At 41.4% G+C, this 14,402-nt stretch carries 17 protein-coding genes; all 17 read right to left on the reverse strand.

Going from position 1 to position 14,402, the window contains the following annotated elements; all coding sequences use genetic code 11:
- Positions 1 to 9: 9 nt before the first annotated feature.
- On the reverse strand, positions 10 to 813 hold the full coding sequence (gene trpA / locus NST39_RS10890; RefSeq protein ID WP_341028406.1) for a tryptophan synthase subunit alpha: 804 nt from the start codon (positions 811 to 813) through the stop codon (positions 10 to 12).
- Positions 810 to 2,009, reverse strand: coding sequence for a tryptophan synthase subunit beta (gene trpB / locus NST39_RS10895; protein ID WP_341028408.1), 1,200 nt, complete (start codon positions 2,007 to 2,009; stop codon positions 810 to 812). Before trpB ends, trpA begins: the two co-directional genes overlap by 4 nt.
- Positions 1,990 to 2,649: a phosphoribosylanthranilate isomerase gene (locus tag NST39_RS10900; RefSeq protein WP_341028409.1), complete on the reverse strand. Its 660-nt coding sequence runs from the start codon at positions 2,647 to 2,649 to the stop codon at positions 1,990 to 1,992. The genes trpB and NST39_RS10900 overlap by 20 nt, the downstream gene beginning before the upstream one ends.
- Positions 2,650 to 2,654: 5 nt before the next feature.
- Complete coding sequence (trpC, locus tag NST39_RS10905; RefSeq protein WP_268485814.1) at positions 2,655 to 3,407, reverse strand: indole-3-glycerol phosphate synthase TrpC; 753 nt, start codon at positions 3,405 to 3,407, stop codon at positions 2,655 to 2,657.
- On the reverse strand, positions 3,400 to 4,422 hold the full coding sequence (trpD, locus tag NST39_RS10910; protein WP_341028411.1) for an anthranilate phosphoribosyltransferase: 1,023 nt from the start codon (positions 4,420 to 4,422) through the stop codon (positions 3,400 to 3,402). Before trpD ends, trpC begins: the two co-directional genes overlap by 8 nt.
- Positions 4,394 to 5,941, reverse strand: a complete 1,548-nt coding sequence (gene trpE / locus NST39_RS10915) for an anthranilate synthase component I (RefSeq protein ID WP_113767366.1) — start codon at positions 5,939 to 5,941, stop codon at positions 4,394 to 4,396. The genes trpD and trpE overlap by 29 nt, the downstream gene beginning before the upstream one ends.
- Positions 5,942 to 6,172: 231 nt before the next feature.
- On the reverse strand, positions 6,173 to 6,556 hold the full coding sequence (gene aroH, locus NST39_RS10920; protein ID WP_034661065.1) for a chorismate mutase: 384 nt from the start codon (positions 6,554 to 6,556) through the stop codon (positions 6,173 to 6,175).
- Entirely contained in the window at positions 6,553 to 7,644 is a 1,092-nt protein-coding gene (gene aroB / locus NST39_RS10925) for a 3-dehydroquinate synthase (protein ID WP_217012302.1), read from the reverse strand. The genes aroH and aroB overlap by 4 nt, the downstream gene beginning before the upstream one ends.
- A complete protein-coding gene (aroC, locus tag NST39_RS10930; RefSeq protein WP_012010383.1) occupies positions 7,644 to 8,816 on the reverse strand; it encodes a chorismate synthase in 1,173 nt (390 codons plus the stop codon). The genes aroB and aroC overlap by 1 nt, the downstream gene beginning before the upstream one ends.
- A gap of 73 nt (positions 8,817 to 8,889) precedes the next feature.
- Positions 8,890 to 9,669 carry a CheR family methyltransferase gene (locus NST39_RS10935; RefSeq protein WP_065098310.1) on the reverse strand — a complete coding sequence of 260 codons (780 nt, stop codon included), beginning with the start codon at positions 9,667 to 9,669 and terminating at the stop codon, positions 8,890 to 8,892.
- Positions 9,670 to 9,814: 145 nt separating this feature from the next.
- Positions 9,815 to 10,261, reverse strand: a complete 447-nt coding sequence (ndk, locus tag NST39_RS10940) for a nucleoside-diphosphate kinase (protein ID WP_003216015.1) — start codon at positions 10,259 to 10,261, stop codon at positions 9,815 to 9,817.
- A 130-nt stretch (positions 10,262 to 10,391) separates the two neighbouring features.
- Positions 10,392 to 11,354 carry a heptaprenyl diphosphate synthase component II gene (gene hepT, locus NST39_RS10945; protein WP_282061285.1) on the reverse strand — a complete coding sequence of 321 codons (963 nt, stop codon included), beginning with the start codon at positions 11,352 to 11,354 and terminating at the stop codon, positions 10,392 to 10,394.
- Positions 11,355 to 11,378: 24 nt separating this feature from the next.
- Complete coding sequence (locus tag NST39_RS10950) at positions 11,379 to 12,083, reverse strand: demethylmenaquinone methyltransferase (RefSeq protein ID WP_341028417.1); 705 nt, start codon at positions 12,081 to 12,083, stop codon at positions 11,379 to 11,381.
- A gap of 3 nt (positions 12,084 to 12,086) precedes the next feature.
- Positions 12,087 to 12,854, reverse strand: coding sequence for a heptaprenyl diphosphate synthase component 1 (locus NST39_RS10955; RefSeq protein ID WP_003215666.1), 768 nt, complete (start codon positions 12,852 to 12,854; stop codon positions 12,087 to 12,089).
- Between the two features lie 114 nt (positions 12,855 to 12,968).
- Positions 12,969 to 13,199 carry a trp RNA-binding attenuation protein MtrB gene (gene mtrB, locus NST39_RS10960; RefSeq protein ID WP_003216082.1) on the reverse strand — a complete coding sequence of 77 codons (231 nt, stop codon included), beginning with the start codon at positions 13,197 to 13,199 and terminating at the stop codon, positions 12,969 to 12,971.
- Positions 13,200 to 13,223: 24 nt separating this feature from the next.
- Positions 13,224 to 13,793, reverse strand: a complete 570-nt coding sequence (folE, locus tag NST39_RS10965; protein WP_003215789.1) for a GTP cyclohydrolase I FolE — start codon at positions 13,791 to 13,793, stop codon at positions 13,224 to 13,226.
- A 190-nt stretch (positions 13,794 to 13,983) separates the two neighbouring features.
- Complete coding sequence (hbs, locus tag NST39_RS10970) at positions 13,984 to 14,262, reverse strand: non-specific DNA-binding protein Hbs (protein ID WP_003215863.1); 279 nt, start codon at positions 14,260 to 14,262, stop codon at positions 13,984 to 13,986.
- Positions 14,263 to 14,402 lie beyond the last annotated feature (140 nt).

Consider the following 14,402-nt stretch of genomic DNA (forward strand, 5'->3'; position numbering starts at 1 on the left):
AGTTTCACCTCATTTGAATGAATAGAGGGGACTAAATGTTTTTGCATAGGTTTCAAATTCTCTTAAAGCGTCTTGACGAGTATCACTTGCTAACAATTGATGCTGAAGTTCTTCAATTTTTTTCACAAGTGCACTTCCTACAACGACGCCGTCACTCAGTTTATTCATTGAGTCTACCTGCTCTCTTGTTGAGATGCCAAAACCGACCGCAACCGGTATGTGACTCAGCTGTTTCACTTGTTGAATAAAATCAGTAATCGATTCGTCAAAGGTTTGTCTGACACCTGTTACACCAAGAGATGAAACACAATACACAAAACCTTCTGCCTGCTCTACTATATTTACTAATCGTTCCTTACTGGTTGGTGCAACGAGCGAAATATATGAAATGTCATATGTTTGACAGTTCTTTTGCAGCTCACTGCTTTCTTCAAAAGGCAAGTCGGGTGTTAAGAGTCCCGAAATATGATTTTTGCGCAGTAAAGCGAAAAAGTATTCTGTGTCTAATTGTAACACAGGATTATAATACGTAAATAGAATTACAGGAATTTTTACACCGTTTTTTTTCATCTTCCCTGCTAATTCTATCGCTTTTACGATATTCATGCCATGATTTAGAGCTCTTTTGGAGGCTCTTTGAATGACAGGACCGTCTGCTAGCGGATCGGAATAAGGAACACCTAGCTCAATCGCATGTGCACCGGCTGCTTGAAGGGACAAAGCTAAATCGATCGTGATTTCTTCTGACGGATCCCCTGCCGTAATAAATGGGATGAATAATTTCTCGCCTTGCTCTAATTGAAATGTGATCATTTGATTTTGCCCTCACTTTCAAGCACATTCATTAATGTATGCACATCCTTATCTCCTCTTCCTGACAGGCAGACAAGGATGATTTCATCTTCACTCATCGTCCTGCTCATCTCAAACGCCTTGGCTAAAGCGTGTGCTGATTCAATCGCTGGTAGGATTCCTTCCTTTTCTGTCAGCAGCTTTAGTGCATCCAATGCTTCTTGATCTGTAGCACTCACATATTGAACCCGGCCGCTTGCATGTAAATATGCGTGCTCTGGTCCGATCCCGGGATAATCTAAACCAGCTGAAATGGAATAGGGCTCAATAATCTGACCAAATTCGTCTTGGATTAAATAGGTCATAGATCCATGAATGACCCCTTTTGTCCCCTTCGTAATGGTTGCTGCATGAAGCGGGGTATCGATTCCTTTTCCAGCGGCTTCTACACCAATCAAATCAATTTCATCATCCAAAAACGCTCGGTACATTCCAATCGCATTACTTCCGCCGCCGACACAAGCAATGACTTTATGTGGGAGCCTGCCTTCTTTTTTAAGCATCTGCTCTTTTGCTTCATCACCAATCATCCGCTGGAACTCACTGACGATTTGGGGATATGGATGAGGTCCTACAACTGAACCGATCATATAGAAATGATCACTACAGTGCTGGACCCAATAACGGATCGCTTCGTTCGTTGCATCTTTTAATGTGCCGTTTCCGCTTGTGACAGGTATGACTTCAGCGCCAAGTAGTTTCATTCGGAATACATTGAGAGATTGTCTCTCCACATCCTCTTTTCCCATAAATACCGTGCACGATAATCCAAACTTGGCGGCCACCGTTGCAGCTGCTACTCCGTGCTGTCCAGCGCCTGTTTCCGCGATGATGTTTGATTTCCCCATTTTTTTTGCAAGCAGTGCCTGACCAAGTGCATTGTTGATCTTATGAGCACCTGTATGGTTTAAATCTTCTCTTTTTAAATAGATTTTTGCGCCGCCGAGGTATGCAGATAATTGATCAGCATATGTCAGCGCAGTCGGTCTGCCTGAATAGTTTTGCAATAGAGAAAGATATTCTTGCTTAAAAGCTGGGTCTTCTTTTAATTCGTTAAATGCTTGTTCTATTTCTTTGAGTGGCTGCATGAGCGTCTCGGGAACAAATTTCCCTCCGAATTCTCCATATCTGCCAAGCTCATTTGGATATGCGTACATCGTTTAACATCCTTTCTTCGAGCGCTTTGATCATAGCGCTGCTTTTCTTCCCGTTTTCTTCTATGCCGCTTGAAAGATCGATCGCTTTTGGGCCATAGGCAAGAAGCTCTGGCAGTGTTTCTGGTGTTATTCCGCCTGCAATGATGCATGTCTTCTCCAGTCGTTTCGCTTGCTGATTGTATACAGGTACCGCTTCCCATGTAAAAGCTGTGCCAGAACCGCCTCTCATCCCTTTTACATTCGCATCAATGAGAAAACCATCGACAAACGGCGCAAATGCCGTCATTTGATCAAGTGTTTCTTTTATATCACGATCGTAATGAAAGACTTTCCACACTACCGCCCCTGTTTGTTGTTTTATTTCTTTTGCATCCTCCCGTGTTTCATCTCCATGCAGCTGCACGATATCTAAAGGAATATGCTTTGTGATGTCGCACACTTTTTGGATTTTTTCATTTACAAATACACCAGTAATCTTTTTCCTGCACTGCGAATCGGTGAGCCATTGTTTCACTTGATCTGGATCGACTTGTCTTTTACTTGGAGCAAAAATAAATCCGATCGCATCTGCTTGAGATTGCGCAATGCATTCTACATCTTCTAGTGAGACCGCCCCGCAATATTTTAAAAAAGGCTTCATCGTGGTCATTCTCCAAATAACGTCTGAACGGCTTTTTCTTGTGAGGGTTCTCTCATTAATGATTCACCTACAAGGACAGCACTCGCTCCATGTTTTTTGACAAAGGTTAGATCATCAAATGTCTGAATACCGCTTTCACTTACTAGTAAGACATCCTTTGGAACAAGTGGTGCAATCTCTTTTGTTTGCTCAACTGTTGTTTTAAATGTCTTTAAATTTCGGTTATTCACGCCAATGATTTCGGGGGTGAATAGGTTTAAGATATGTTCCAGTGTATCTGCTGCATGAACTTCAACAAGAATATCTAGTCCTTTTTCCTTCGCTTCAGCATAGAATTCATACAGCTGTTGCGGTTCAAGTACTTCTCCAATTAATAAAATGGCATCTGCACCGATACGTCTTGACTCTTCTATTTGTATGGAATCGATGATAAAGTCTTTTCTTAAAATTGGACGTGCGACGTGTTCTTTAATTAATGAAAGATACTCGTTCTTCCCTTGAAAATATGGTTCATCTGTTAAGACTGATAAGCAATCAGCATTCGATTTTTCGTATGCTTTTGCTGTTTGCAAAGGATCAAAATTCGGCTGAATGATTCCTTTAGAAGGAGATGCCTTTTTCACCTCAGCAATCAGCCCAATCGAGCGGTGAGGGTTCATGAGTGCTTCTTTAAATGATCGTCTTTCAAAGTGTCCATCATGAGGTAACTGCAACGTTTGGATATGTTCTTTTTTGCGTGCAATGATTTGATTAAGCATAGATCTCATCCTCTTTCTTTTTTTGTTTTAAACGAGCCAATTGTTCTTTGGCTGCACCGTTTTTAATCGTTTCTAACGCTTTTAATGTTCCTGCCATGAGGCTTTCTGACTTGCCTGCGATATATAAAGCCGCGCCTGCATTCAGAGCTGTAATATGAAGCGGCGCCCCTTCTGTTTGATGATTCAATATATTCTGAATCAATTTCGCGCTCTCTTCCGGTGATTGGACCTGAATATCTGATAAGTATCCTTTTTCCAGTCCAAAGTCTTCTGGGTTTAGCGTATATTCTGTCATGGCACCTTTTTTGAGTTCAATCACATATGAATTGGCTGTAATCGTTAATTCATCCAGCCCGTCTTCCCCGCATACAAACAGGACATGCTCTGGCTCTAATGGAGCAAGGGCTTCCGCCATTAATTTTGCCTTTTCCTTTGCATACACACCGATGATTTGCTTTTTGGCTTGCATCGGGTGACAAAGCGGTCCTAATAGATTAAATACCGTCCTGAAACCAAGCTGCTTGCGGACTGCTGCTACTTGTTTCATAGATGAATGGTACAGTGGTGCAAATAAAAAGCCCATGTTTTTTTCTTGTATTTGCCTTCTTGTTTCTTCTGGAGTGGATTGAATGTGAATCCCAAGACACTCTAGCACGTCGGCACTTCCGCTTTTAGAAGAGACTGAGCGATTTCCGTGTTTTGCGATTTTAGCACCAGCGGCAGAAGCTACAATAGCAGCTGCAGTTGATATATTAAATGTGGAGAGTCCATCGCCTCCTGTGCCGCATGTGTCAACGACATCAAGCGATCTTTCCGCTGGTTCTGATTTTTGACGCATGGCCCTCACGAAGCCTGTCATTTCTTCAGCGGTTTCTCCTCTATGCGCTAAAATCGATAGACTTGCAGCGACTTCAGCATCTGTTAAAGAGCCGCTCATCATATCATACATTAGTCTATGTGCTTCATTTTCTGATAGGAAGCCTCCGTTAACAAGAGCTGATAGTCGCTGATTCATCCTGCACACTCTCCTTTTCTGAGAAAATATGTTCAGCAAGCTGAATGGCCCTCAGAAGCGCTCCTGCCTTGTTACACGTCTCTTCCCATTCATTTTCTGGAACAGAATCTGCGACAATGCCAGCGCCTGCTTGTATGGAAGCGGTCTGATCTTTGACGCTCATGGTGCGAATGGTAATACAAGAGTCGATATTACCATCGAATCCAATATAGGCAATACAGCCGCCATACGTTTCCCTTGGCTCAGGCTCCATTTGATTTAATAATTGCATCGCTCTTATTTTCGGTGCCCCTGTTAATGTGCCTGCTGGAAATGCGGACATGAGTGCATCAACTGGGTGTGTATCCTGCTTTAACTTCCCTGTCACAATGGAGATGATGTGCATAACATGTGAAAAGTTCACAACTTTTGTAAAGGTCGGTACGGACACGCTGCCATATTCTGCTACGCGGCCGACATCATTTCTGGCTAGATCTACTAACATGTAATGTTCTGCTTTTTCTTTCTCATCTTCTAGCAGCTCTCTTGCCAGTGCGGCGTCCTCTTCTTTTGTTGCTCCTCTTTTTCTAGTGCCTGCAATTGGATGAATTTCTAGGTGCCCATTTTTGGCATGAATTAATCGTTCTGGTGAGCTTCCGACTAAATCACGGTCTTTTAATTTCATAAAATACATGTATGGAGATGGATTCACAATGCGAAGCACACGGTATAATTCAAATGAACTCACTGACACTGGGATATCAAAGCGCTGTGAGAGTACGCCTTGAAAAATATCACCCGCTCGAATGTATTCTTTGATTTTTTCTACGTCCTTTAGAAATTGTGTTTTTTCATAGGTTGATGTCACATGTTCAAAGGACGGTGATTCGTTCATATTCCCTGATAAAATCAGTTCTTTCATATCGACCTTTGTATGGAGCTTGTGAATCATCTGTTCAAGCCGCTTTTGATTTTCTTTGTAAGCTCGTATTTTTTCGTCTTCTGTTTCATTTCCGGTTAGCTGGGTGTATTGGATAAAATGAACATGATTCGTTTCATGATCAAAGGCAATCATCGTTTGGCAGACAAATAGAGTACAATTGTCTGTCGTTGGTGCGCTTAGGTGAGGCCTGACAGAGGGTTCAATGCTTGGAATAAGATCGTAACTTAAGTACCCAACTGCCCCGCCTGTAAACGGGATGTCAACATCCGGTGTCTTGATTTGATATTGCTCTTTCATCCAGTCTAATAAGTCTTTCAGTTCTTGTTTTTTCATGACCTCCTGCCCAGCAGCGTCACGTGCAATATATTCGTTTTGGTCATCGTGTAAGGTTAAAAAAGGATGTAATCCGATGAAGGAATATCTCGACCAGCTAGAAGACTCATCTTTGCTTTCTAGTAGATACACAATATCTGCCTTGAGTTTTTCGACAATTTGAATCGGTGAGAGCGTATCAACTGTAATGGTTTCAACAATTGGAATCGTTTTGTGGGACTCACTGTCCCTTAAAAATTGGGTCAAATTTGATTGGGAATTCATAAGCACACTCCTTAAATGGGATTAAGGAGAATGAGGGGACATATAGAGGGTTTGTATGAGTATACGAAATAAGCCTAAAAGAGGGGTGCTCTTTTAGGCAGTATGATGAAATAGACGTATCGTATCTCTGCTCAACTCTACTCATCTCAACTACCCTAGTCTCATTCTCATCTTCTCTAAACTTGCAATGCCGTTTACACCTGTGTGTAAACTTCGGCTGTTCATATCGTATTATAATTCCTTGTTTTTTGTCAACTGTAAATCAGGGCGAAGCGTCACAGCTTCTTCCAAGTACACATGTTGCACATCTTCCTGCTTTGTGTCTGTTTGGACCGTCATTAAAACGCGAATACAATGCTTTAGACCGCCTTGAATGTCCAGCTCCTGCATACAAGTAACAGGCACATACGTCCACCCTTCAAACTGACGAAGGGCTTTTGCCGGAAAAACGGAGTGAATATCTTGTGTAGCTGAAATTAAGATCTGCACGACACGTTCTGGATCTACTTGATTTCTTGAAATAATCGCTTCTAGCAGCTGTTTCGTTTTATTTAACACTTCTGTTTCTGTATCTTCTGTCACAGTTGTAGCCCCACGTATCCCGCGAAACATCATAGACATCCCTCCTCCCGTTTCCATTCTTCGAGCCATTGATGCAGATCATCTTTTGTGAAAGACTGCAAGACAGCCTCCCCAACCTGCTTTAATAAAACAAATTGAACGGTTCCGCCTCTTGCCTTTTTATCACCAATCATCCGGTCAACAAATGTTTTCGTGGAAATATCTTGAGTGACTTGTACCGGAAATCCGAGTTCTTTCATCCACTCTTTTAGTTCCGTCCGATTGAGGCTGAGTCCCAGCTTCTTTTCGCTCACATATAGCGCAAACTGCATGCCGATTGCAATAGCATCTCCGTGCGTAATAACGCCGTATCCATACTCTGCTTCAATGGCATGCCCAAGTGTATGACCTAAATTCAAAAATGCACGCACGCCTTGTTCTCTTTCGTCTTTTTGAACAATCGACGCTTTGACCTCAATCCCTTGATACAGCATATGTGCCAGCTCGCTCTTTGAACATTCCGCCAAAGAACGAATAGACATCAGTTCTGATAAAAAGTCTTCACTTGAAATGAGGGCGTGTTTGATGACCTCAGCAAAGCCTGACCTCATTTCAGTTTGAGATAGAGTCTCAAGCATGCTCGTATCATAGATCACGGCTTTCGGCTGATGAAACGCACCGATTAAATTCTTACCGAGCGGGTGGTTAATCCCCGTTTTCCCGCCAACTGCACTGTCATGCGCCAGTAGTGTCGTCGGTACTTGAATAAAATCAATGCCTCTCATATAACTAGCAGCAACAAAGCCAGCCAAATCGCCAATTACGCCGCCTCCAAGCGCAATGATGCACGAGGAGCGATCCAGCTGAAACTGAATAGCCTTCGTATGAATATGCTCAAACTCAGCAAAAGATTTCGACTGCTCTCCGCTTGGCACAACCACTTTATGCACAGACCACTTCTGCTTAAGTAATCGAACCATTTCATCGCCGTAAATGGCATCAACCGCTGTATCTGTCACGATTAAGAGCTTCGTATAGGAATGCCCCGTGGAAGTCATCAAGTCGACGATATTGCATTTAATCCCATCACCGATGTATACAGGATAAGTGGCTGAAGACGTCTTAACTTCCAGTGTTTTCATTAAAATTCCCTCTGAAGCTGGCGCATTTTTTCAACATTTTCTTTAATGCGGTCAATTTGATCAAGGCCAAACTGCTCCACTACAGCATTGGCGATTTCCCAAGCCACAACTGCTTCTGCGACAACACTTGCGGCAGGAACAGCACAGCTATCAGAACGCTCAATGCTTGCGGAGAAAGGTTCTTTTGTTTCAATGTCAACGCTTTGAAGCGGTTTGTAAAGCGTTGGGATTGGTTTCATGACCCCTCTTACGACAATTGGCATACCAGTTGACATTCCGCCTTCAAGACCACCTAAGCGATTTGTTTTTCTCGTATAGCCCTTTTCTTCATCCCAGATGATTTCATCATGGACCTCACTACCATTTTTAGAAGCCGCCTCGAAGCCAATACCAAATTCGACCCCTTTAAAAGCATTGATACTCAGAACAGCACCTGCAAGCTTGCTGTCTAATTTGCGGTCATAGTGAACATAGCTTCCGACTCCAACCGGCATTCCTTCAACGATGACTTCCACAATACCGCCAATTGAATCACCGTTTTTCTTCGCTTCATCAATGGCATCCATCATTTTTTGGCCTGCTTCACTGTCGTAGCAGCGAACAGGTGACTCTTCCGTTACCTTTTGCAAATCTTCAATCGATTCATATGCCGTATGAGCTGCTTTCACTCCGCCAATTTCAAGAACGTGGCCAGCTACCTTGATTCCTAAATGAGCCAAGATTTGTTTAGCGACTGCGCCTGCTGCTACGCGAACGGTTGTCTCACGGGCTGATGAACGCTCTAATACGTTTCGCATATCACGATGTCCATATTTAATCGCACCATTTAAATCCGCATGTCCTGGTCTAGGGCGTGAAATTTGACGCTTCATTTCACTCTCTTCTTCTTCTGTGATCGGCTCTGCCCCCATCACCTTTGTCCAATGCTTCCAGTCGTTGTTTTCAACGACAAGTGCAATAGGAGAACCTAATGTTTTCCCGTGGCGAACACCACTTAACACTTTTGCTTGGTCTTTTTCAATCTGCATTCTTCTGCCGCGGCCGTGGCCTTTTTGTCTTCTAGCCAATTCATAGTTGATGTCATCCTGCTCTATGTAAAGTCCCGCTGGAACGCCTTCAATAATTGTGGTCAATTGTGGACCATGTGATTCACCTGCTGTTAAGTATCTCATGACTCGATCTCCCTTCATCGCATTAACGCTTTTAAGTAAAACTATGATAACACACTTACTACTAAAAAGTCAGCTACAACCCCTTCTTTTGATAAAAGAAAGTATCGGCAGATGTCAGTCCAAACTTTTCTGGGTGAAAAATTTGTTCAGTTGAACCAACAAATAATACGCCATTTGGTTTTAAACTGCTGCTCATTTTCATGTAAATCTCTTCTTTTGCCTCTTCTGTAAAGTAGATAAGGACATTTCGGCACACGATAAGATCCAGCTGTTTTTCATAAGGATCTGCTAACAGGTTGTGTTTTTTAAATTGTATGTGCTTTCGCACCTCATCCTTCACAGTGTAAAATGAAGAATCTTCTTTTGTGAAATATTTTTGCTTGATTTGATCTGGTACCTCTTGCAGTGATCGTTCATGATATCTTCCTTTTTGAGCTGATTGCAGCACTTTATCATCAATATCAGTTGCAATAATTTGGAAGTCCTTCACAAGCGGATGGCTTGATAGAAGCATTGAGAGTGTATACGGCTCCTCTCCTGTCGAACATGCTGCACTCCATATTTTTAGGGTCCCGCTGTTTTTCAAAAGCAGCGGAAGAATTTTTTGATCAAGCACTTCCCAGCGCTGATAGTTTCGGTAAAATTCTGACACATTGATCGTCATTCGATCCATCGTCTCGTCTAATAGTGCTCTATCCTTTTCAAGGGCAGCCGCGAACGCTTCAAAATCTCTATATCCTTTTTTATCATAAAGTGACGTTAATCTTCGTTTCATTTGTGCTTCTTTATATAAATTCAGATCCACCCCAGTTAGTTTTTTCCATTTCCCGACAAATACTTGATATTGATCCATCAAAGTCCTCTCCTGTCTCATCTATCTTTGTCCTAGTATAGCTGTTTTTATCGAAAATTTGTATCATCTCATGCGAAATTTCGTGTAGAAATATTCATATAAAAAAAGCCAAAGTGCTCATTTGATGAACACCTTGGCTTAAATTTTAATAAATCCAGCTTGAGATGGTTTGATCCCAGTTTGTGAGTTCTTCTTGTTTGAAGAATAAGTTGATTTCTCTTTCAGCACTTTCTGGTGAGTCTGAGCCATGGATAATGTTTTTTCCAACCGTCAATCCATAGTCTCCTCTTATTGTGCCCGGAAGCGCTTCCTTCGGGTTTGTTTTGCCGATAATCTGTCTTGTGACATCTACTACCTGCTCACCTTGCCATACCATTGCAAATACTGGTCCTGACGTAATAAAGTCAACCAATTCCCCGAAGAATGGTTTTTCTTTATGTTCTCCGTAATGTGTTTCTGCTACTTCTTTTGGAATACTCATTAGTTTTGCACCAACAAGCTGAAGCCCTTTTTTTTCGAATCTTGACACAATTTCACCGATTAATTGTCTTTCCACACCATCAGGTTTGACCATAAGAAATGTTTTGTCCATATACGTTCTCCACCCCGTCGTTTATGTATGTATAGGCTTACATTGTTACAAAGTGATCGTATCATTTTTTTATATAATAATCAATTTTTGACAAAAAATTTCACAAAAAAACCAATCAACAATATGTTGATTAGAATTTTCGTTTTCCAATATATTTGGCAATGGAAGCGAGTGACGTTTTCGCTCGTCCTCGAGGAAGTTTGTCTAGCTGTTCGAATGCCTTTTTCAAATACATTTCACTCACTCGAATCGAGCGGTCGATCGCATCTGTTTGTTTGAGGTGTTCAATCACAGGCTTTAGCTGCATTTCTGTTGTTTCACTATTAATCAGCTTTAATTGTCCTTCGAGTGTAGGATTCTTCAGTGCATATAAGACCGGGAGTGTGACATTTCCTTGTAAAAGGTCTCCTCCAACAGGCTTACCAAGCTCTTCTTCAGTTGATGTGAAATCAAGCACATCATCAATGATCTGATAGGACATACCGACATAGTAGCCAAACCAGTAAAGGGCTTTATGTGTTTTCTCATCTGTACCTGCTGCTATCGCACCTAACTGACAGCTGCCTGCAATGAGCAAGGCTGTTTTTCGTTTGATTCTTCTTAAATATGTACGCAGGTTTTGATCCATATTGTATTTGTCTTTCACTTGCTCGATTTCACCAAGACAGAGCTCGACGACCATCTTTGACAAAATTTCATGCGCCATTGGTTGATTAATCTTTGTCATATACTCAAGAGATCTTGCAAACATATAATCCCCTGTGTACATGGCAATTCGATTGTCCCATTTTGCCTTAATCGTTGGCTTGCCTCTTCTCAGCTCTGCATCATCAATGACATCATCGTGAACGAGCGATGCCATATGAATGAGCTCAAGCGCAACGGCAACATATTTAATTTTATTAATGTCATAGTCGCCAAACATACCTGAAAGGAGAACAAAAACGGGGCGGATTCGTTTTCCGCCCGCTTGCAGCAAATGAAGACCCGCTTCACTTAATAATGCATAATCAGAGCGAACTGTTTGTTCAAGCTCTTTTTCAATAATATCGATATCATGATTTAAAAAAGAGATCATTGCTTTTAGTTTCATTATTTTCACCCAAATATCGTTTATTCAAAGTTTCTTTCCGATATGTGTTGCTGCTACACCGCCCGTAAATGGATGATACGAGACATCAGACAGACCCGCCTCTTCGAAAAGAGCCGCCAGTTCTTTCATGCCAGGGAACGATTTGGCTGATTCTTGGAGCCATGAATACTCCTGATAGCTTTTGGCAAACAGTTTACCAAAGAGCGGCATGATGTATTTGAAATAGACATAGTAGCCTTGTTTAAACCCAATCATTTCAGGTTGTGATGTCTCTAGACAGACAACCATTCCACCAGGCTTCACGACTCTTGTCATTTCTTTTAGCACTGTTAAGTAATCAGGGACGTTCCGTAGGCCAAAACCGATCGTTACATAATCAAATGTGTTATCCTCAAAAGGAAGCTCCATCGCATTGCCGTGAAGCAATTCAATTTGATTATAGCCCCCAGTCTTCACCTTCGTTTCTCCAACACTTAACATATTTTTACTAAAATCAAGGCCTTTGACTTCACCTTTTTCGCCTACAGCATCAGCAAGCGCAATGGTCCAATCGGCTGTTCCGCAGCATACGTCTAATGCTTTGGCTCCTTTTTGAACATTCATCAGTTTCATTGTTTTATCGCGCCACTTTTTATGCTGCTTAAAGCTGATGACGGAGTTCATTTGATCATAGTTTTTATAAATTTTTTCAAATACACCGTGTACTCGCTGTTCTTTTGATTGCTGCATGACTTACCCTTCTTCCACTTTCTGATGATACGCAGGTTCATTTTTCATATGATCCAGGCGATTTAATAGCTCTTTTTGAACGACCGGAGATGAAACAAGATGCTCCTTGATTGATCGTTTGGCCTTTTCATAGCCTTCATTCTCAAAGTTGTCAAAACATGTATAGGCGTCCGTATAGCTATCGTTCAAAAAAAGTTTTAAATGTTTGTCATCTTCTGCTTGTTTCATGAAACGCTTATAAACAAGGAAACGACTTGCAATCTCATTCCAATGCGTTAATTGAAAATGCTCTGAAACCCTTTGGAATAACGCAGACTCAACCGTTGCTACACTTTTGTAAAAGTGCGCCGCATCTTGAATGGATCGATCATACAGTCTAATTTTATGTTCATTAATTTCTTTGATCGCCGTTGCGAGCGTGCGAATCATGTAGATGTCTTTCATGTCAGAGAGAAGAGAATAATAGAGACCGCTGAAATAGTCTCCTGCCAGGATCGTCAGCTGACGATTTTTGAATTCGTCTTGTTTGATCGCTGCAGCAGTTGTGACTTCGTCATGGGTATCAAGGGCAATTTGCACAAGCATCGCCGTTAAAATATAATTTTCTTTTTTCTCTGCATCAATTTGAGCTTCATCAAACATTGCATGAAAAAGAAGGAGCTTATCTTCATCGATGAGTGGCGCACGTAAATGTTTCGCCAAATAAGGATGAGAAAGCTTTTTATTTAATTTTATATTTAGATTAGATAAAATTCCGTAGATGTCTTGCAAAGATATCACCCTTGTCCCAAAAATTACAGTTTCATATGTAGCCCTGCACATTGTATAGAGATTTATTATACCATATCAGCTCTCACTTTTATGCTATCAAGTGCATTCAAGTATTTATTTCTTTGCTTCGCTTTGAATTTCCCCGAAGCTTGTTTGAATGACAGCATCGCCTCTTACTTTGATCGCTGACGTATGCTCAGTAAATTGTGCAATGATGACTTCACCTTTATCGAGCTTTTCGGAATGGTGAAATCTTGTATCAGAGCCTCTAGTTAAGCCGATGACATTTACACCATTTTCATTGGCTTTAATCACTACAAAATCAGATGCTTTATTTTCACTCAATCTGTTCACCTTCCATCTATTGAATTAGTCGTTTTTAATAAAGGAAAGCACTTCTGCTCTTGCTGCTGCATCATTTGCAAATGTACCGCGTACTGCTGAAGTCACTGTTTTTGCGCCTGGCTTTTTCACTCCGCGCATCGTCATACACATATGCTCTGCTTCAACGACAATCATCACGCCATGCGGATTGAGTGTTTCCACCATACTATCTGCAATGGTTGATGTGATGCGTTCCTGAAGCTGCGGGCGTTTGGCAACAGCCTCTACAGCTCTTGCAAGCTTGCTAAGTCCTGTCACTTTTCCGCCGCGCGGAATATAAGCGACATGAGCTTTTCCGTAAAAAGGTACAAGGTGGTGTTCACACATTGAATGGAAAGCAATATCTTTTACAAGAACGAGTTCTTCGTGGTCTTCACCAAAAATGGTTTTAAAATGTTCTTTTGGATCTTCATTTAATCCCGAGAACACTTCTTCATACATTTTTGCTACTCGTTTAGGGGTATCAAGAAGTCCTTCACGATCTGGATCTTCTCCGATGGCTTTTAATATATCGCGTACTGCGTGTTCGATTAGTTCTTTATTTATTTCACTCATGTATTATATCCTCCAAAGGCGATTACATTTCAATCAGATTCTAGCACACTTCAGATCCTAAAAGCAAAGGAGAGCGTTCTAAACGAACCTTTTGATTCAAAAGGAAAAGCCCCTTATGAAAGGGGCTTTTCTAGACCAGTGTGAAACTGTATATGTATAACTCCTACAATAGGATCATTACACATAACGATTATTTACCTGCCACCGCGTCTTTAAGTGCTTTACCTGGTTTGAAAGCAGGTACTTTGCTTGCAGGGATTTCGATCTCTGCACCAGTTTGTGGGTTACGTCCTTTACGAGCTGAACGCTCACGTACTTCAAAGTTACCAAAACCGATAAGTTGGATTTTGTCACCATTTTTAAGTGCATCTAAAATTGTATCAAAAACAGAATCAACTGCTTTTGTCGCGTCTTTTTTAGATAACTCGCTTGCTTCAGCAACCGCGTTAATAAGTTCTGTCTTGTTCATGCCTTTCACCTCCTCCCAAAAATATGCATTCAGTAGATTGTTATCATTTCTTCACAATTCATCTTCTTTCTATACACTTTTTTCGAAAAAAAGAGCGACTAGAAAGCGGTATACATGGCTTTTCATTAGAAAACAACTCT

Source organism: Bacillus sp. FSL W8-0645 (assembly GCF_038007905.1).
Lineage (GTDB): Bacteria > Bacillota > Bacilli > Bacillales > Bacillaceae > Bacillus > Bacillus pumilus.

Excerpts from the sequence above, each read along its gene's own strand:
- aroB (WP_217012302.1), bottom strand. The coding sequence starts at position 7,644 with ATGAAAACACTGGAAGTTAAGACGTCTTCAGCCACTTATCCTGTATAC.
- hbs (WP_003215863.1), bottom strand. The coding sequence starts at position 14,262 with ATGAACAAGACAGAACTTATTAACGCGGTTGCTGAAGCAAGCGAGTTA.
- ndk (WP_003216015.1), bottom strand. The coding sequence starts at position 10,261 with ATGGACAAAACATTTCTTATGGTCAAACCTGATGGTGTGGAAAGACAA.
- folE (WP_003215789.1), bottom strand. The coding sequence starts at position 13,793 with ATGAGTGAAATAAATAAAGAACTAATCGAACACGCAGTACGCGATATA.
- NST39_RS10950 (WP_341028417.1), bottom strand. The coding sequence starts at position 12,083 with ATGCAGCAATCAAAAGAACAGCGAGTACACGGTGTATTTGAAAAAATT.
- NST39_RS10900 (WP_341028409.1), bottom strand. The coding sequence starts at position 2,649 with ATGAAGCCTTTTTTAAAATATTGCGGGGCGGTCTCACTAGAAGATGTA.
- hepT (WP_282061285.1), bottom strand. The coding sequence starts at position 11,354 with ATGAAACTAAAAGCAATGATCTCTTTTTTAAATCATGATATCGATATT.
- trpE (WP_113767366.1), bottom strand. The coding sequence starts at position 5,941 with ATGAATTCCCAATCAAATTTGACCCAATTTTTAAGGGACAGTGAGTCC.
- aroC (WP_012010383.1), bottom strand. The coding sequence starts at position 8,816 with ATGAGATACTTAACAGCAGGTGAATCACATGGTCCACAATTGACCACA.
- aroH (WP_034661065.1), bottom strand. The coding sequence starts at position 6,556 with ATGATGTTTCGCGGGATACGTGGGGCTACAACTGTGACAGAAGATACA.
- NST39_RS10935 (WP_065098310.1), bottom strand. The coding sequence starts at position 9,669 with ATGGATCAATATCAAGTATTTGTCGGGAAATGGAAAAAACTAACTGGG.
- trpD (WP_341028411.1), bottom strand. The coding sequence starts at position 4,422 with ATGAATCAGCGACTATCAGCTCTTGTTAACGGAGGCTTCCTATCAGAA.
- trpA (WP_341028406.1), bottom strand. The coding sequence starts at position 813 with ATGATCACATTTCAATTAGAGCAAGGCGAGAAATTATTCATCCCATTT.
- trpC (WP_268485814.1), bottom strand. The coding sequence starts at position 3,407 with ATGCTTAATCAAATCATTGCACGCAAAAAAGAACATATCCAAACGTTG.
- trpB (WP_341028408.1), bottom strand. The coding sequence starts at position 2,009 with ATGTACGCATATCCAAATGAGCTTGGCAGATATGGAGAATTCGGAGGG.